The 18454-nt window shown below is 43.6% G+C and carries 15 protein-coding genes; all 15 read left to right on the top strand.

Features of this window, described 5'->3' with window-relative positions:
* Window position 1: 1 nt before the first annotated feature.
* Window positions 2-1855: a sodium:solute symporter family protein gene (locus tag PLE34_RS08555; RefSeq protein WP_324555888.1), complete on the top strand. Its 1854-nt coding sequence runs from the start codon at window positions 2-4 to the stop codon at window positions 1853-1855.
* Window positions 1856-1875: 20 nt separating this feature from the next.
* The gene (locus PLE34_RS08550) at window positions 1876-2919 is read left to right on the top strand and encodes a Gfo/Idh/MocA family protein (protein ID WP_324555887.1); all 1044 of its coding nucleotides are present in this window, start codon (window positions 1876-1878) and stop codon (window positions 2917-2919) included.
* Window positions 2920-2937: 18 nt separating this feature from the next.
* Window positions 2938-3870 carry a sugar phosphate isomerase family gene (locus tag PLE34_RS08545; RefSeq protein WP_324555886.1) on the top strand — a complete coding sequence of 311 codons (933 nt, stop codon included), beginning with the start codon at window positions 2938-2940 and terminating at the stop codon, window positions 3868-3870.
* A gap of 18 nt (window positions 3871-3888) precedes the next feature.
* Window positions 3889-4701: a PIG-L deacetylase family protein gene (locus PLE34_RS08540; RefSeq protein WP_324555885.1), complete on the top strand. Its 813-nt coding sequence runs from the start codon at window positions 3889-3891 to the stop codon at window positions 4699-4701.
* A complete protein-coding gene (locus PLE34_RS08535) occupies window positions 4688-5524 on the top strand; it encodes a class I fructose-bisphosphate aldolase (protein WP_324555884.1) in 837 nt (278 codons plus the stop codon). The genes PLE34_RS08540 and PLE34_RS08535 overlap by 14 nt, the downstream gene beginning before the upstream one ends.
* A gap of 7 nt (window positions 5525-5531) precedes the next feature.
* Entirely contained in the window at window positions 5532-6668 is a 1137-nt protein-coding gene (locus PLE34_RS08530; RefSeq protein ID WP_324555883.1) for a Gfo/Idh/MocA family protein, read from the top strand.
* A 13-nt stretch (window positions 6669-6681) separates the two neighbouring features.
* Window positions 6682-7719 carry a carbohydrate kinase family protein gene (locus PLE34_RS08525; protein ID WP_324555882.1) on the top strand — a complete coding sequence of 346 codons (1038 nt, stop codon included), beginning with the start codon at window positions 6682-6684 and terminating at the stop codon, window positions 7717-7719.
* Between the two features lie 17 nt (window positions 7720-7736).
* Window positions 7737-10970 (top strand): PVC-type heme-binding CxxCH protein, encoded by a 3234-nt coding sequence (locus tag PLE34_RS08520; protein ID WP_324555881.1) that lies wholly within the window; start codon window positions 7737-7739, stop codon window positions 10968-10970.
* A gap of 36 nt (window positions 10971-11006) precedes the next feature.
* Entirely contained in the window at window positions 11007-12392 is a 1386-nt protein-coding gene (locus PLE34_RS08515) for a Gfo/Idh/MocA family protein (protein ID WP_324555880.1), read from the top strand.
* Between the two features lie 83 nt (window positions 12393-12475).
* The gene (locus tag PLE34_RS08510; protein WP_324555879.1) at window positions 12476-14008 is read left to right on the top strand and encodes an aldehyde dehydrogenase family protein; all 1533 of its coding nucleotides are present in this window, start codon (window positions 12476-12478) and stop codon (window positions 14006-14008) included.
* A gap of 14 nt (window positions 14009-14022) precedes the next feature.
* Complete coding sequence (locus PLE34_RS08505; RefSeq protein ID WP_324555878.1) at window positions 14023-14385, top strand: DUF779 domain-containing protein; 363 nt, start codon at window positions 14023-14025, stop codon at window positions 14383-14385.
* 60 nt (window positions 14386-14445) lie between these two features.
* Window positions 14446-15813, top strand: a complete 1368-nt coding sequence (locus PLE34_RS08500) for a 3-keto-disaccharide hydrolase (RefSeq protein WP_324555877.1) — start codon at window positions 14446-14448, stop codon at window positions 15811-15813.
* A 282-nt stretch (window positions 15814-16095) separates the two neighbouring features.
* Window positions 16096-16449: a hypothetical protein gene (locus PLE34_RS08495; RefSeq protein ID WP_324555876.1), complete on the top strand. Its 354-nt coding sequence runs from the start codon at window positions 16096-16098 to the stop codon at window positions 16447-16449.
* A gap of 497 nt (window positions 16450-16946) precedes the next feature.
* Window positions 16947-17330, top strand: a complete 384-nt coding sequence (locus PLE34_RS08490; RefSeq protein WP_324555875.1) for a single-stranded DNA-binding protein — start codon at window positions 16947-16949, stop codon at window positions 17328-17330.
* Between the two features lie 33 nt (window positions 17331-17363).
* A complete protein-coding gene (locus PLE34_RS08485; protein WP_324555874.1) occupies window positions 17364-18410 on the top strand; it encodes a DUF932 domain-containing protein in 1047 nt (348 codons plus the stop codon).
* Window positions 18411-18454 lie beyond the last annotated feature (44 nt).

Below are 18454 nucleotides of genomic sequence, written 5' to 3'. Positions count from 1 at the left end.
TATGAGTTTACAGATTGTTGACTATTTAATTATTCTGGGCTTCTTTGTTTTGCTATTGAGCATCGGGTATTTTACCGGCAGAAAAGGTGGTGACGATGCCACTGACTATTTTTTGTCGGGAAGAAAAATGCCCTGGTGGATACTGGGTATTTCAATGGTTGCCACAACCTTCGCAAACGACACGCCAACACTCGTTACCGATATGGTTCGCATAGATGGAGTGGCGAGCAACTGGATGTGGTGGTCTTTTTTGTTAACAGGTATGTTAACCGTTTTTATCTATGCCAAATTGTGGAACCGTTCGAAGGTGATGACCGATAACGAGTTTTATGAAATGAGGTACAGTGGTAAAGCGGCTACATTTCTGCGGGGGTTTCGTTCTATCTATCTTGGTTTTTTTTACAATGTAATTGTAATAGCGGGTTCCTGCCTGGCTTTTATAAAGATGTCGGGCATTCTGCTGGGCGTGAGCCCAACAACCGCATTGATAGTTTCCAGCGTTATTATACTTGTTTATTCAACAATCGGTGGATTGAAATCTATTTTGTGGGCAGGGCTGCTCGAGTTCACTTTATCGATGGGTGGTGCCATCGTTGCTGCAATTTATATTGTCAATTCACCTGAAGTTTCGGGATTGGACAACTTGCTGAGTCATCCGAATGTTTCTGGTAAGCTCGACCTCATTCCATCTATTGATCAGCCGGATATTTTTTTAAGTGTTTTCTTAATTCCTATTACAATTCAGTGGTGGGCTGCCTGGTATCCCGGTTCTGAACCAGGCGGAGGAGGATTCATCGTGCAACGTATGTTATCTGCAAAAAATGAAAAACATGCCGTTGGCGCTACGTTCTTTTTCAATTTTATGCATTATGCGGTGCGGCCCTGGCCATGGATACTCGTAGCATTGGCTTCCCTGATTATTTTTCCTGATCTGAAATCAATGCAGAATGAGTTTCCCGGAGTGGATCCCTATTATGTGCAGAATGATATTGCATACTACGCGATGCTGAAAAGGTTTCTGCCTGTGGGCATATTGGGCTTCGTGGTTGCGTCATTAATCTCCGCCTATATGTCTACGGTTGCTTCCCTGTTGAATTGGGGATCGTCGTGCCTGGTGAATGATGTTTATAAAAGGTTCATTCATCCCAAAGCAAATGGCAGGCGCATGGTATGGGTTGGCCGGTTCAGTTCAGGCATTTTAATGTTGTGTTCTATTTTGCTCGCGGTGGTGTTGCAAAATGCACTGCAGGCATTTCATTATCTCCTGATGATTGGAGCAGGTACCGGTCTTATTTACCTGTTAAGATGGTTCTGGTGGCGTATTAATGCACTCTCCGAATTGTCTGCGATGGTTGCTGCCGCTTTTTTCTCAATTATTTTTATTGTACTCGAAAATGTTGCTCAGTACAATGATGATAAAAGCCGGATTGTTGTTCTCGGTTATGAAATGGCAATGGCCTATTGGAACGTTGTGAAGTTTACGGGTATAGTGTTTCTGACAACGGTAAGCTGGCTGATAGTAACATTTGCGAGCAAGCCCACAGATGAGGATACATTAAGATCATTTTATTCCAAAATAATTCCTGGAGGTCGCGGATGGAAAGCTGTTCTTGACAGAGCAAAAGCCAGCGGAATTGAACTGGTAAAACAGAAGAACCTGAAATGGGATGTTCCAACAGGTTTAGTATGTATGGTGCTGGGATGCGTTATTATTTACAGTGTATTGTTCTCCGTTGGAAATTATTTATATGGAAGGAATTTGCTGGGAACCATATTTCTTGCGCTCTTCCTGGTTTCAACCATTTTCTTTATCCGCTTTTGGTCGAGGTTGACTTCTCTCGACGACACAAATTAGAAATATAAACAGGTGACAGTATGAAGAATAGAAAGATAAAATGGGGTGTGATTGGTTCCGGAGGAATTGCTTATAGAAAAACAATTCCCGAAGGAATAGTGAAAGCTCCTAACGCAATTCTATCAACGGTGTACGATGTAAACGAAATTGTAAACAATAATGTGGCAAAAGAGTTTTCTGCATTATCCGCAAAGAGTATTGAGGATGTAGTTGATTCCGATGTTGATGCTGTGTACATCGCCTCTCCACCCAATGTTCATCTCGAGCATGTTATTGCGTGTGCAAAAAAGAAAAAGCATATTCTTTGCGAGAAGCCTCTTGGCCTTACTACTCCGGAGATAGAACAAATGATTAAAGTATGTGAAGCAGAAGGAGTGGCGCTGGGTGTTGGATTAATGATGAGATTTTCGATGCAGCACCGGGAAGCTTTAAAAGCTATTGAGCAGGGAATTATAGGAAAGCCGGTGTTCGGCCGTGCTCAATTGTCGTGCTGGTATCCACCCATCAACGGTGCATGGCGACAAAACTTATCGCAAAGTGGTGGCGGTTCCCTTATGGATATGGGTAGTCATTGTATTGATTTACTGGAAATGTTTTTCGGAGCAATCAGCAGTGTTAGTTGTCGCATAAACAATGTTGTGCATAACTACGGTGTGGAAGATAGTGCCGTGGTGCTATTGGAATTTGCGAATGGCGCAACAGCTATTGTGGACACTCATTTCTGTGTTCCCGACGCTGCCAGCAAAAATATGCTTGAGCTTTACGGATCTCAGGGAAGCATCATTGCCAAAGGAACAATTGGTCAGAGTGAATCCGGAGAAATGACAATTTATTCGGAGAGCGATGAGCGTGGCTACGATGCCAACCAGGTGAGAGCGTCAACAGGAGGAAGAGAGATTAATCCCGAGCCGGTAAATACCTACCTGGCAGAGATTCAGGAATTCGGTTCTGCTATTTTGGAAAATCGTAAACCGTTGAACGATGCTGCTGTTGGTTTGAGAAACCATGAAGTGGTTACAGCATGTTATCAGTCTGCAAAGACGGGCGGTAAAATAATTATTTAGTAGAAAATCAATTTAACAATGAGTAGAAAAATTAGCAGGGTTGCGGAAGGGTGGTGGGACTATACCACTCTTGACGAGCAAATTCAGCGCGATGCAGCAAAACTAAGCGTTCACGATATTCAGCAACTTTCGCGGCCAGGGTTCAAAGTGATTTTACACGACACCCTTGAGTCATTTTATCTTGCCGAGGCCTTACAGTATATCAATGCGTGGAAAGCATCTACTCCACAGAAGCCTGCGGGAATATGCGGACCAATAGGCCCAACCGAACAGCTGCCTTTGGTTGCCCAACTGGTAAATGACCTCGATATTTCTCTGAAGCACGCACACTTCTGGGGAATGGATGAATGGTATGAAAATGGGAAAAGCGTTGATATGGATCACCCGCTTTCGTTCGCCCGCGCAAATCATGCATTATTATTCAGTCGTATCAAACCGCACTTACAAATTCCCGAAGAAAATATTCACTATCCTTCCGTAAATATCCTGCAGGAGTACAGTGATAGTTTCGATGCCATTCAATGCCTGGTGATGCAGGGTGGCCAGGGCGATGCAAAACATTGGGCATTTAACGATCCCTTCAAAAGAGAAGGCGATTATTTAAATGCACCTCCAACGCCTTCGGCCTATCGCGCGCTGGGTACACGGATAGTTGAGCTTCATCCAATTACTTTGATGCAGAACGCACGTACTTCCGGAGGCGGATTTGTAGTAGGCGTGCCGATGCAGGCCCTGACAGTTGGCCCCAAAGAAACCTGGAAAGCAGAAAAAGTATCGATATGGCAGGCGGGTAACCACGACAACGCTTTTGGAATGCGGCTCACCGCATTAATGATTTCAAAGAAAATTGAAGATACATCTGTTCCGATGTCGTTGCTGGCAAGCCATCCCGACGTTGAATTTCATTACTATCGTTACGCTTTAAAAGATGTGATGACAGAAATGCACTAATGATTTATTAATAATTAGATGAAAGAGAATATTGAAAATACGGTTCTGGCGATTGTATCTCATCCCGACGATGCAGAACTACTATGTGCCGGAACATTGGCATTGCTGAAAGACAGGGGATGGAAAATTGAAATGGCCACAATGACCGCAGGAGATGGCGGTACAGCAACATTAAGCGCGGAAGAAATTAGCAGGATAAGAAGAAAGGAAGCTGCAACGAGTGCTGCCCGTCTGGATGCGAATTATCATTGCCTTGAATGTGAAGATATTTTTATTCTTTACGAGAAAAGTACATTACTGAAAGTGATAGAACTGGTGCGGAAGGTGCGCCCGCGTATAGTATTCACTATGAGCCCTTCCTGCTACATGGTTGATCACGAGATAACAAGCAAATTAATACAAACTGCCTGCTTTAGTGCAGGAGTGAAAAATATTGCGACAACTTCGCCTCCGCTTTTTTCTATCCCTCACCTGTATTACCTCGATGCATTGGAAGGTAAGGACAGACTTGGCAATGCCGTTGAGGCCGCGATTGTTGTTGATATTTCCGATAAGATTGATTTAAAAGAACAAATGCTGGCCTGCCATGAATCGCAGAGTGGTTGGTTAAGGGACCATCATGGCATGGATGAGTATATAATATCAATGCGATCTTTTTCCGCAAAGCAGGGTCACGCTGTGAATGCCGAGTACGGTGAAGGGTTCCGTCAACACCTTGGGCATGCTTTCCCGCAAGACAATTTGCTTGCTAAAGAATTGGGAGAACTGGTAAAGTTTCCGGTGAAGACATTAACTAACGATAACTATAAACACGTACATGAAAACATATAGGTTAAGCCGGTTGTTCAACAGCAAATCAGGAAACTGCTTTGATGTTGCAATCGATCATGGTTTTTTTAATGAGTATTCATTTTTGAATGGAATCGAGAATATAGAAAAGGCAGTGAACATTTTGATAGATGCCGCTCCTGATGCCATTCAATTAACGGCGGGTCAGGCACATTATCTTCAGTCTGTTGCCGGCAGGCAGAAGCCGTCACTGGTATTACGCACTGATGTTGCCAATGTTTATGGAAAGGTATTGCCGAGAACGCTTTTCAGCCGCATGATTGAAAACCCCGTGGAACAAGCCATCCGTTTAGACGCGGTATGTGTTGTTGTCAATCTCTTCAGCATACCGGGAGAACCCGAAGTAACTGATCAGTGTATTCAGAATATATTAAAAATAAAACCAGAGACAGACAGGTATGGTATTCCACTAATGGTGGAGCCGCTGGTGTTTCGTCCCAATGCTGAAGCAGGAGGTTATATGGTTAACGGTGATCCGGAAAAAATAATTCCTTTAGTAAGGCAGGGGGTTGAACTCGGTGCAGACATTATTAAAGCTGATCCAACTGATAACGCAAGCGAATATCATCGCGTAGTTGAAACGGCGGGTAAAGTTCCGGTATTGGTGAGGGGAGGAGGCAAAGCTTCCGACGACGAAATACTTAAAAGAACATACACTTTGATGCAGCAGGGTGTAAAAGGAATAGTATATGGACGAAACGTAATTCAACATAGCAATCCCGGTGGTATGACGAAAGCTTTAATGTCCATTGTGCACGATAAAGCAAAGCCAGAAGACGCAACCGTGTGGTTAAATAAAAAATGAGAAGTTAATGAAGAATATAAATATAGGGATCATTGGTGGCGGTTTGATGGGAAGAGAAGCGGCAAGTGCTTTTGGACGTTGGTTTGCGCTGAAAAATTTTCCGGTGCGCGCGAGGCTGACAGCCGTATGCGATTTGAACGACCAGGTATTGTCGTGGTATAAGCAAATTGAAAGTGTTGTATTGTTAACGAATAACTATAAAGAGTTAATCAATAGTGAGGATGTTGATGTGGTGTATATCGCCGTACCTCACAACCTGCATAAAGATATTTACCTGGATATATTACGGGCAGGTAAAGATTTACTTGGTGAGAAGCCGTTTGGCATTGATTGCGAATCATCCCTGGCCATTGCTGCAGAAGCTAAACGATTGGGACGATTTACGCGATGCAGTTCGGAGATGCCTTTTTTACCGGGGCCACAAAGAGTAGTTGCCGCTGTTAAATCCGGAAGTTTAGGAAGAATATTTGAGATAAAATCCGGGTTTCTTCACGCTAGTGACATGAATGCGCAGAAACCGATCAATTGGAAAAGACAATCGAAATATTGCGGAGAAATAGGGGTGATGGGCGATTTGGGCATGCATGCATTGCACGTTCCGCTCCGATTGGGATGGAAGCCAGAGAAAGTGTATGCGCATTTGCAAAGAATAATTACAGAGCGACCAGATGGCAAAGGCGGAATGGCGGCCTGCGACACATGGAACAATTCAACATTAAATACACAGATTGTAATTGATGGCGACGTAGTTCCAATGCAACTGGAAATGAAGAGACTGGCTGCAGGCGAAACCAACACATGGTACATTGAAGTGTATGGTACTGAGGGAGCAGTAAAATACAGCACAAAAGACACCAAGGCTTTCTGGCAGTTAAAAAATGCACCTGAACAATGGTGGCAACGTACCGACCTGGGATTTCAGATGCCATTTGATACCATTACCGGCGGCATTTTCGAAGCCGGGTTTACAGATTGTTTTATGCAGATGATCGCGGCCTTTATTGCAGAACGCGAAGGCTTTTTGTACGGCAGGTTCGGTTGTGCAACACCGGAAGAAGCTGTCGCCAGCCACTGCATTTTTGAGGCAGCGCTCCGTTCGCAGGCATCGCAAACGGTAGAGCAGGTTAATTACAAGTTATTCTGATAAATTAAAAAGGATGGCAGAAGTTTCTGATAGAAAAGGGGTCATTGCCGGAGGCAATTGGATAGTGGATCATGTAAAGTTGATAGATAAGTTTCCGGCCGAACAATCTCTTGCTAATATTTTAAATGAATATTCCAGCAATGGTGGTTCACCATACAATGTATTGGTTGACCTGATAAAACTGGAGGCGCCATTTCCGTTAGCAGCTATCGGTTTACTCGGAAATGATTCCAATGGTGAACACATCTTAAATGATTGCCGCAGCAGGGGTATTGATGTACGGCAATTGCAAATGACAGATGCCGATGCTACGTCGTACACAATTGTCACCACGGTACTGAATACTGGCAAGAGAACTTTTTTTCATCATCGTGGCGCTAACTCTTTGTTGGATGACAAACACTTTGATTTTAGTACATCTAACGCTAAACTTTTTCATTTAGGATATCTACTGCTGATGGATCGCCTGGATGAAATATTGCCGGATAAAAGAACGCGGGCATCCTATGTTTTGGAGAACGCTAAGGCTGCAGGCTTATTGACATCGGTGGACCTGGTGAGTGAAGATTCAAATCGTTTTGTTACTATCGTTCCACCTGCTTTGCCTTATGTTGATTTTTTATTCCTGAATGAAATTGAAGCAAGCCGTTTATCCGATATCGATTTACTGGAATTTCAGGGGTTTGAAGATATGGAAGAAAAATGCTCGCCCGTATTTGATTGTGTTTTTTCGATGGGAGTAAATGAGTGGATAATTATTCACCGGTCGGAGGGTGCGTGGGCCGCCCATCGAAATGGAAAGCGGTTATTTCAACAAAATTTAACGATACCACAGGAGAAAGTGGTTAGCACCAACGGTGCAGGCGATGCATTGGCTGCGGGTGTGCTGCTCGGCTTACATGAAAACCTGGGTATGGAACTGTGCCTCGAACTTGGCGTTGCTGCGGCAGCAACAAGCTTATCGCATGTTACGTGTTCTGAAGGAATACGTTCATACAGCGATTGCATGGCGTTGTTTGAGGAACATCATGCGAAAGAAAAAATAATATAAATCATGCTATGACGAGGATGAAGTTATTTTATTTAACGATCAGTATTTCGGCAATGGCGTTAAGCTGTTCGCAAAAGCCGGAACCAGTGCATCAATTCAACCCGGCGCCCGGTAGCCATATCGTTTTTGTTGGAAACACATTTGCCGAACGTCTGCAGTATTACAATTATTTTGAACCTCTCCTATATAAAAGCTTTCCCGACAGAAATTTGGTGGTGCGTAATTTAGGTTGGAGCGCAGACGAAATCAACTGGCAATCCCGCCCGTTAAATTTTGGTGCAATCGATCAGCATCTCACCAGGCAGAAAGCTCAGATCATTTTTGCCTGTTACGGTTTAAATGAGGCATTTAAAGGCAAAGACAGTCTTGAATCATTTAAGGAACAATTGTCGGGTTTTCTCGAGTATTTACAAAAAGGCAAGTATGATGGTGAAAAGTCGCCCGAAGTAATATTGATCTCTCCCATTGCTCACGAAAAGCTGGGAGGCTTTTTGCCCGATCCATCAGAGCATAATAAAAATCTGGAGCTATATGCCGAGGCCATGAGCGAAGTGAGCGCCAGCCTTGATATACCATTTATTAATTTGTTTAGCGCCACACGCAAATTAGAAGCCGCTAAAGATTCGGTTACTATCAATGGCATCCATCTGAATGATAAAGGGTATAGGGCCGTTAGCGAAATGATGGCTGCGGCACTCGGTTTTCCGGTAGCCACCTGGAATGCTTCAGCCGACATGGAAAATCTTAAAAAGCTGGTAGATCAAAAAAATCAGCAGTTTTTTTATCAATATCGTGCGGTAAACAGCGAGTACATAGTTGGCAGGCGTAAGGAACCCTGGGTACAACCACCGGGCGGGCCTATTTCCTATCCCGGTGAAATGGCGAAGCTCGCTACAATGATAACGAGGTTAGATAGTGTTATCTGGAATGGCGCCAATAGAACTCAAGAACATCACTTATCGCTTGCGAAAAATATCCTCAACGATACGATACAGTTTTTACCGTTGAATAAATCAAAGCTGCAAAAACCAGACAGTTCATCACTAATGCTGCCCCCCGGTTACCAGGCAAACGTGTTTGCTTCTGAATCAAATCTTGATCTGGCCAACCCGGTAAAAATAGTTTTTGATCCCAAGGGTCGTTTATGGGTCGCCAATATGCCCTCTTACCCACACTATCTGCCGGGTGCACCTCCCAATGATAAAATATTGATACTGGAAGATACAGACGGCGACGGACAGGCAGATAAACAAAGTGTTTTTGCAGATAGTTTATACATGCCCAACAGTTTTGAGCTTGGCAATGGTGGCGTATATGTTAGTCAGCCGCCTAACCTGTGGTTTATGAAAGATACTGATGGAGATGGCAGGGCCGACTCGAAAGAAATTGTATTACATGGTTTTGGAACCGAAGACATTCATCACTCGCTAAATACTTTTACCTGGGGACCCGATGGTGCGCTGTATTGGCATATGGGCACGTTCCTGCATACGCAGGTGGAAACTCCATACGGGCCGGTAAGAAACGACTACGGAACAACCTTCAGGTATGAACCCCTAACCCAAAAACTCGAGACCTATGTGTCGTATGTATATGCCAATTCATGGGGTCATGTATTTATGCGCAACGGCACCGAAATTATCAGTGATGTTTCAACGGGCATGAATTATTTTGCTCCGCCACTCACGGTAGCTATCGACTTTCCCTTCAAGCATACTCCGATGAAGGACTTCCTGACTTCTAACAATAAGCCGAAAATATGTGGTACTGAAATTATATCGAGTCGAAATTTTCCTGACGAGGTACAGGGAAATGTGCTCTTCAATACTTTTATTGGTTTCCAGGGAATCACACAACACGAGATAGATGAAGATGGAAGTGGTATTGTTGCAAAAGAGCTTGCACCGTTGCTTCATTCGAAAGATCCTTATTTCCGCCCGGTGGATTTAAGGTTTGGACCCGATGGAGCATTGTATGTGGTAGACTGGTACAATCCCGTTATCAGTCATGGTGAAATTGCTTTACGTGATTCCTTACGCGATCATACGCATGGCAGGATATGGCGAATCAGTTATAAGGGAAGAGATTTGGTGAAACCCGTCGATCTTACCAGACTGCCAATTTCGCAATTGCTGGATCAGTTAAAGGTAAACGAGGATCGGCACCGGTACACCACCTATACCCAGCTGCGCCAGTTACGTGCTGAGGAAGTATTGCCGGCTTTAGACAGCTGGGTGAAATCTTTAGATGCCAATGACCAACATTATGAACAAAATAAACTGGAGGCGTTATGGGTTTCGCAACAATTCCATCAAACCAATAAAACATTATTAAAGGAACTGCTGAAAAGCAGCAACGAATTTATCCGCACTGCTGCAACGCGGGTATTGTTCTATTCGAGGGATCAATTACCCGACGCGGAAAAAGAATTGATATATCTCTCTGCTGATCCTTCTGCAAAAGTGCGGCTGCAGGCAATTATATCCTTAAGTCATTTTAAAACTGAAGCAGCTGTAAATGCACTGCTGGCGGCAGTTGCTAAACCGGTTGACTATTATATTGACTATGCATTAAAGGAATCGCTCAGACAGTTGAGACCTGTATGGCTGGAGATGTTCAGGAAAGACAAACATTTTCTTGCACACGACGAAGCGACCTCGAATTATTTTTTATCTGCCGTTGCTGATAGCAATGCAATGAAGTCCTACCGTTTTTTCGGTAGCGATCCGAAACGTTCAATGTATGATCGGAAGTGGTTATCGGAAAAAGATTTTGAAGAATTAAAAGAAGTGGTTGCTATAACAAGGTTCCGTAATCGATCCGGTGATGGACAACCTGAAAAAGCTCCTGTAAAATCCTCGCTGCTTGTTCCCGGGAGAACGGTTATTCAGCTAAGCGCATTGTTATCTAAAATGATGTTTGATAAAACAATTATTCGCGTGAAGCAGGGCGACGATATTTCATTGGTATTCGATAACCAGGACGATATGGCGCACAATGTTGTGATCGTTAAGCCGGGTGCGCTGCAAAAAGTGGGCAAAGCAGCAGATGCCATGTCGGTTTTAAAAGATGGATATGAGAAAAACTTTGTACCGGAAATGCCTGAGGTTTTATTTTTTACTCCATTAATTCAGGCTGGCAGAAGTTACAGGCTCGATTTTAAAGCGCCTTCTACACCAGGCGAGTATCCTTTTGTGTGCACTTTTCCTGGTCATTGGCAGGTAATGAAAGGGATTATTAAAGTGGAGTGAGGGTAGGTGTAGTGAAGAATTTAAATGAGTCGAAATATGGAAGAAGTAAACAAAACTGGTAATTCCAGGAGAAATTTCATTAAACAAACTGCTATTGCAGGCGCCGGTATTACTATTGGCGGTATGGGTTTTAGTTCAAAATCGTATGCTTCAATCCGTGGAGCAAACGACCGGATAATGCTGGCGGTAGTGGGCGTTCGCGGCCAGGGTCAGACACATATAAAAAACTGGATGGAATTAAACACCCTCAAGAACATCAGGGTGAAAACGCTTTGCGATGTAGACGAACACAGTTTTGACCAGGCAGCGAAGATTGTAGTTGATAAAGGCGGCGAAAAACCAGCTAACGAAATAGAAATGCGTAAAGTGTTTGATGATAAAAACATTGACGCGGTGTCGTTCGCTACTCCCAATCACTGGCATGCACTGGGCACTATATGGGCCTGCCAGCAGGGAAAACATGTATATGTAGAAAAGCCCGCATCGCATAATGTTTGGGAGGGGCGTAAGATGATTGAAGCGGCGCGTAAATATAAGCGGCGTGTGCAGGTAGGTTTTCAAAACCGCTCATTTGTTAACGTTAGAGAGGCCATAAAGTTTTTACATGATGGCGGAATAGGCGATGTGTTTCTGGCGAGGGGACTTTGTATCAATCCACGCGAACCGTTTGGTATTGCTGAAGATGGCACTCCGCCACCAAATCTTCACTACGATCGTTGGTTGGGCCCTATATCATACAGGCCTTACAACGAAAGAAAGGTTCACTACAACTGGCATTGGTTTTGGGATACCGGCAATGGCGATACGGGCAATCAGGGTCCTCATCAATTCGATATAGCCCGTTGGGGATTGAATAAAAATGAACACCCGGTATCGGTGTATTCAACCGGCGGCGTATATGGGTTTAATCCCCGAGAGTGCGCACAGGAAACTCCTACGTTTCAATCTTCTCTATTTAAATACCATGATGGTAAAATGCTGGAATTCGAAACAAGAGGCGGTTACTCTAATTCCGAATCGGGCATTGATATAAGGATCGGAAATATTTTTTACGGTACTGAGGGTCACCTGGAGTTGGAGAGAACAAACTGGCGGGCGTTTCGTAAAAGAGAGAAAGAGCCATTTGCGGGCTCGAAAGTGCTGGTCGCCAAAACAGTCGATCCACGCGTGCCTCCCGGCGGAGCGGAGCACTATGCCAACTTTATAGATGCAATACGGGCCGGCAACGATGATGTACTGAATTGTGATATTAATACAGGTTTTTATTCTACGGCGCTGCCCTTGATGGCCAACATTTCGTACAGGCTTAAACGTGAGTTGAAGTTGGTTGGCGAAAGAGAGAAGTTTCAGAACGACAAAGAAGCTAACGCGATGCTCACACGCAAGTATCGCCCTCCTTATATTATTTCTGACCAGGTTTAAGCGGGTAACTTTTTTTCAATAGAAACTCGCCACACTAACAGGTCTAATCAAAATAATTATTTAACGATTAAAACAACTTTCATATGAGCAATGCAAAAGCCGTTGACGCTAAATCCAACCTGGCGGAACGCCCAGAATTCAAGAAATTTTATGACCATTATATAGGAGGTAAATGGGTAGCACCGCACAGCGGTGAATACTTCGACAATATTTCTCCAATAGATGGAAAAGCGTTTACCAAAGCTGCGAGAGGAAATGCAGAAGACATTGAAAAGGCAATTTCTGCCGCTCATCAGGCATTTGCTTCCTGGGGTAAATCCGCAGCAGCTTATCGCAGCAATCTAATGCTTAAAATAGCCCAGGTTATCGAAGACAACCTGGAACTGCTGGCGAGGATTGAAACGATTGATAACGGCAAAGCCATTCGTGAAACACGTGCGGCTGATTTGCCGCTGGTGATAGATCACTTCAGGTATTTTGCCGGTGTGTTGCGTAGCGAAGAAGGCACTATTTCAGAACACGATCTATCTACAGTTAGCATTAATCTGCATGAGCCAATAGGTGTTGTTGGACAAATCATTCCATGGAATTTTCCATTGCTGATGGCAACCTGGAAAATTGCTCCTGCTTTAGCGGCAGGCTGCTGTGTTGTTGTAAAACCGGCAGAACAAACGCCTACGAGTATCATGTGCCTTATGGAACTAATAGGGGAAATTTTACCTGCGGGAGTGATCAATGTGGTTACAGGTTTCGGACCTGAAGCAGGTAAACCATTGGCACAGTCGCCACGCATTCAAAAAGTAGCTTTTACGGGAGAAACAACAACGGGCCGCCTGATTATGCAGTATGCGTCTGAAAATTTAATTCCGGTTACGATGGAGCTTGGTGGCAAAAGTCCGAATATATTCTTCGAATCTGTTGCGGATGCCGATGATGAATTTTTTGACAAGGCTGTAGAAGGAGCCGTGATGTTTGCATTAAATCAGGGTGAGATATGTACTTGTCCCAGTAGAATTCTTGTTCATGAAAAGATATATGAAAAATTTATTTCGAAGGTAGTACAGCGTACGAAAGCAATTAAACTGGGCAACCCGCTGGATGGAACCGTGATGATGGGAGCGCAGGCATCAGAAGATCAATATAATAAAATTCTCAGCTACCTCCAGATCGGAAAACAGGAAGGAGCAGATGTGCTGACGGGCGGTGATGCATTTCATCAGAACGATGGACTGGAACATGGATATTATGTTACGCCCACCATATTCAGGGGCAATAATAAAATGAGAATATTCCAGGAAGAAATATTTGGACCGGTGGTATGTGTAACTACTTTTAAAACAACTGAAGAAGCGATACAGATTGCGAATGATACACTATACGGATTAGGCGCGGGTGTATGGACAAGGGATGCGCACGAATTATACCAGGTGCCGCGTGCAATTCAGGCGGGTCGCGTATGGGTGAATTGTTATCATGCATATCCTGCGCATGCTCCGTTCGGAGGATATAAAAAATCGGGATTTGGAAGGGAAACGCATAAGATGATGCTGAATCATTATCGTCAAACAAAAAATATGCTGATCTCTTATAGCAAAGAGAAGCTTGGATTTTTCTAAATAAATATATCCGTATGAATATTGATCGCGTGGTTGCTACTGAAAGCGCAATTGAATTAATAAAAACATTAAAGGAAAAACATGGTCCTTTAATGTTTCACCAGAGCGGTGGATGTTGCGATGGATCTCAGCCAATGTGCTTTCAGGCAGATGATTTTAAAACTGGTAATAGTGACGTGTGTTTAGGTGAAATTGCGGGTTGCCATTTTTATATCGGTCGCGATCAATTTGAATATTGGAAACACACGCAACTAATTATTGATGTAACACGCGGCAGGGGCAGTAGTTTTTCACTGGAGATACCATTGGGTGTAAGATTTTTGTCGAGGTCGAGGATATTTACGGAAGAGGAGTTGAAAAGCCTGGAGAATATTTAAATAAAGCTATTGCCCCTGTATATTGTTCCTGTGCGGCTATAAAGAACATAAACTGTAGTTATGGAGAAAAGGACTTGTTTATTCATCTGTTTAATATTTGCGGTATGCTCGTTGCAGGCACAAAAGGGCGAGTGGACCAGCCTGTTTACCGGGAGAGATTTATCCGGTTGGAAACAATTGGGTGGAAAGGCAAAATATCATGTTGAGAACAACAGGATCATAGGCACTACCGTATTTGGAACCCCAAACAGTTTTATTGTTACAGAAAAGGAATACAGCGATTTTATATTAGAACTGGAAGTAAAACTCCCGGATAGTTCCACCAATTCAGGCATTCAGTTTAGAAGTCATTACGACGCCGCAGGGAATGACGGAAAGGGCAAGGTTTTCGGATATCAGTTTGAACTCGATGGAACTTCCCGTGGGTGGACCGGAGGAATATATGATGAATCGAGGAGGGGGTGGTTGTATCCGATCGATTTGAACAGTAAGGCAAAAAAGGCTTTCAGGCAAGGTGAATTCAACCATGTTAGGATTGAAGGGATCGGGAAAACCATCAAAACCTGGATCAACAATGTTCCTGCCAGCTTTTTGATTGATGAGACTGATGCTTCTGGCTTCATCGCATTGCAGGTTCATCGAATTGCGAACACAACGGAGGCAGGAAAAAAAGTAGAATGGAAGAATATAAGGATCAAAACTACTAACCTTAAGCCCTCCCGTTTCCCTGCCAACATTTATGTAGTAGGCACTTCAAATAATAAGTTAACCGATGAAGAAAGAAAAAATGGATGGGAGATGTTATTTGATGGTAAAACATCCAACGGATGGAGAGGTGCCAAATGGAAAGGGTTTCCTGACAAAGGTTGGAAAATTGAAGATGGTGCAATTACTGCTCTTTCTTCCAAAGGAAAAGAATCAGCCAATGGGGGAGATATTGTAACCACTGATTTGTATAGTGCGTTTGACCTTTCGTTTGATTTTAAAATATCTACAGGTGGCAATAGCGGGGTAAAATATTTTGTCACATTATCAGAAATAACTTCCGGTTCTGCTATCGGTCTTGAATACCAGATACTCGACAATGAAAATCATCCCGATGCTAAAGAAGGAATTGGAGGTAACAGAACTTTATCATCGTTATATGACCTTATAGCTGCAAAAGTTGATGATGAGTTTAGTCATTTTCCCGGGAAATGGAACACAGGTAGAATTGTGGTATACCCGGATAATCATGTTGAACATTATCTGAACGGCGTAAAAGTGTTAGAATACGACCGGGGATCACAACATTACCACGGCCTGGTAGCTAAAAGCAAGTACCATAACTGGAAAGATTTTGGAGAAGCAAAAGAAGGAAGAATTCTGTTGCAGGATCATGGCGATGAAGCGAGTTACCGCAATATCAAGATAAGAAGGTTAAGATAGTTTTTTTTACAGTAAATGGGTAAAAGACGGCTGGCATCTGCCTGCCTTTTTGATTTGATATCCGATAAATCTTTTCTTATGGTTCGCGCCTTGAAGATAACAAGAGAATGCTATTGGGTGACGAATCCCTTCATTATGTACAAAGCAACACTAACAAACAATTTATTGTCAATTACCGCATGCATCAGAGTACTCCATTTAGCAACACACTGCAATCGCATATTAACAACAAAATAAAAAGTCTGGGCATCAACCCTTTTCGTATCACGGCAGAGGCAGATTATGATTGCGAAGGAAATTATTGATGATCGAAAACAAGGCGCATCATCGCTGGAATTAAAATATGCTATTTCGATCCAGGATGGATATGCGTATATGCGAAGCCGCATTACCATTTTTTATCATCACAGTACAGGGCAGCCAACGTTGTACATCAGGAAGGGCAGTCGCCATTTCACACCGGACTTTCCGATCCGTCACAAGCAAACGGCAGAAGCTTTTCTGGTCGAGATAAATCCACGTACAGCACAGAACGACCCCCAACTGATCCCCCAGTTGGGAAGTCGCAGAAAAGTACATTCACTGGAAGAAATATGGCTGAAATTTCAAGTTGTGTCCATGATAAGTTTACTCTGAATTGCTACAAATTAAGCCCATGTCCTTCATTAAGATTTGGTTGGCACAACAGGACAAGCGCTACAACCGTAGTGCACCCACTTTTTTTGCGAAAGTTCCCGGGATTGTGACGTCCGTTTCGTGATGTTGGGCGAGCGTTCCGCCAGGTGCACTTGAATCTGATTTCTTTAATGCTTTGATCTGACCGGCTGTTGTTTTTCACGGTATCGGTTGTTGCGTCGCACATGTTATCGTTCTGTCCACTGGTTCTCCTTTTTGGAATAATGACAGGAAATGCCATGCATTGTTTGCAGGAAAACGGGGCAAAAAGCAAGCGAAGTTAGCGACTCCCTGGCTCAACCAAATCGTTCGGCATAAACGGTTTCCCCCTAAAGGAACCCCCAATTATTCCGCTTGCGATTTGGTGTCCAGCCACCGCACTGCCGCTTCTTTGCCTGCTTTCTTTTTTTCCGTTTTTTCTTTTACAAACTTTTTTTTCATCATTAAAATCAAAGATTATGGAACTCACAGGCAGATTAACAACAGACGCAAAGGTCAGCACCTTAAAAGACGAAAGGAAAGTAGTGAACTTTTCCATTGTCATCAATGACCGCTACAAACCAAAGGGTGGCGAAGTAAAGGAAATCACAACCTTTATCAACTGCGCTTATTGGGCGAACGCCGGTATTGCACCCTATTTAACCAAAGGAACATTAGTAGAACTCTATGGACGCATAGGGGTAAATGCATGGACAAACACCGAAGGGGAGCCAAAAGCAGCCCTCAATTTTCATGTAGGCAACATCAAGTTGCATGGCGGCAGAAAAACGAATGAGCAGGCAACCCAAAATACCGCAGCAGACGGGCCGGCAGAAGCCGCAGCGGATTACCTCCCATTTTAAAACAACAATTTTTCAATTCAAAAAAGACGAGCTATGGCACACAATCTGAATTTTAACGAACAGACAGGACAATACAGTTTCTTTTCCGTGAAGGAAAAAGCATGGCACGGGTTGGGCCAAATTGTAAAGGACTACCCCACCAGCGCAGAAGCATTGAAGTTTGCCGGGTTGGATTATGAAGTAACCAAAGAGGATATTTATACTACTTCTTATAATTCGGACGGGCAGGCGATGGATTTTAATAAGAGAGTGAAAACCCATTTCGCCACAATGCGCCCGGATACAGGCGATGTATTGGGCATAGTAGGTAAAGATTATGAGATTGTACAGAACAGAGACGCTTTCAGTTTCTTTGATGCAATCGTAGGAGGCGACGGCATCCAATATGAAACCGCCGGTGCATTGGGCAAGGGCGAACGCATTTTTATTACCGCCAAATTACCGGGTTATATTAAAGTGGGTAGCGATGATTTAATTGAAAAATATCTTTTTCTCACCACTTCCCACGACGGCTTTGGAAGTATAACCGCAGCATTTACCCCTACGCGCATTGTGTGTAACAACACCCTCAACGTGGCTTTGCGCAATTGCAGCAACCGCATTAAAATCCGCCATACTGCAGGGGCTAAGGAAAGATTGGAAACCGCCCACAAAATTATGGGGATATCTAGTAAACTTACTGAACAGATGGAGCAGATTTTTAACCAGTGGTCAAAGGTACGGGTAACCGATCCGGACCTAAAAAAGCTGATTCAACTGGCGATGGTACCCAACCGGGAAGTATTGCACGATATTCAAGACGGCAAGGACAATGAGCTTTCCACCTGTTTTAAGAATATTTGCGACAATGCTTTTAACTATGCTCAGTCTGCACCTTCCCAACAACTGGCGACCACCAGAGGCACTTTGTTTGGTGTGTACAACGCGGTAACAGGATATTTTCAAAACGTACGCAGCTATAAAAGCGAGGAAATGAAGCTTAAATCCATTATGGAAGGCAATGCAATGATCAGGAATCAAAAAGCATTTGAGCTGTGCACAGACTTCATGCGCAGTGAACTGGTGGGTATTTATCAATAACTCAAAACCGGGGGCGCAGCCGGGAAAAGCTGCGCCATTTTTTT

This window comes from Agriterribacter sp. (genome assembly GCF_035445465.1).
Taxonomy (GTDB): Bacteria; Bacteroidota; Bacteroidia; order Chitinophagales; family Chitinophagaceae; genus Agriterribacter.
The sequence above is the reverse complement of the archived record's forward strand: the minus strand, read 5'-3'. Positions and strand labels throughout refer to the sequence as shown.

Bases quoted from the DNA above. Each gene is read 5' to 3' on its own strand.
- PLE34_RS08555 (WP_324555888.1), top strand. From the start codon at position 2: ATGAGTTTACAGATTGTTGACTATTTAATTATTCTGGGCTTCTTTGTT.
- PLE34_RS08550 (WP_324555887.1), top strand. From the start codon at position 1,876: ATGAAGAATAGAAAGATAAAATGGGGTGTGATTGGTTCCGGAGGAATT.
- PLE34_RS08545 (WP_324555886.1), top strand. From the start codon at position 2,938: ATGAGTAGAAAAATTAGCAGGGTTGCGGAAGGGTGGTGGGACTATACC.
- PLE34_RS08540 (WP_324555885.1), top strand. From the start codon at position 3,889: ATGAAAGAGAATATTGAAAATACGGTTCTGGCGATTGTATCTCATCCC.
- PLE34_RS08535 (WP_324555884.1), top strand. From the start codon at position 4,688: ATGAAAACATATAGGTTAAGCCGGTTGTTCAACAGCAAATCAGGAAAC.
- PLE34_RS08530 (WP_324555883.1), top strand. From the start codon at position 5,532: ATGAAGAATATAAATATAGGGATCATTGGTGGCGGTTTGATGGGAAGA.
- PLE34_RS08525 (WP_324555882.1), top strand. From the start codon at position 6,682: ATGGCAGAAGTTTCTGATAGAAAAGGGGTCATTGCCGGAGGCAATTGG.
- PLE34_RS08520 (WP_324555881.1), top strand. From the start codon at position 7,737: ATGAAGTTATTTTATTTAACGATCAGTATTTCGGCAATGGCGTTAAGC.
- PLE34_RS08515 (WP_324555880.1), top strand. From the start codon at position 11,007: ATGGAAGAAGTAAACAAAACTGGTAATTCCAGGAGAAATTTCATTAAA.
- PLE34_RS08510 (WP_324555879.1), top strand. From the start codon at position 12,476: ATGAGCAATGCAAAAGCCGTTGACGCTAAATCCAACCTGGCGGAACGC.
- PLE34_RS08505 (WP_324555878.1), top strand. From the start codon at position 14,023: ATGAATATTGATCGCGTGGTTGCTACTGAAAGCGCAATTGAATTAATA.
- PLE34_RS08500 (WP_324555877.1), top strand. From the start codon at position 14,446: ATGGAGAAAAGGACTTGTTTATTCATCTGTTTAATATTTGCGGTATGC.
- PLE34_RS08495 (WP_324555876.1), top strand. From the start codon at position 16,096: ATGATTGCGAAGGAAATTATTGATGATCGAAAACAAGGCGCATCATCG.
- PLE34_RS08490 (WP_324555875.1), top strand. From the start codon at position 16,947: ATGGAACTCACAGGCAGATTAACAACAGACGCAAAGGTCAGCACCTTA.
- PLE34_RS08485 (WP_324555874.1), top strand. From the start codon at position 17,364: ATGGCACACAATCTGAATTTTAACGAACAGACAGGACAATACAGTTTC.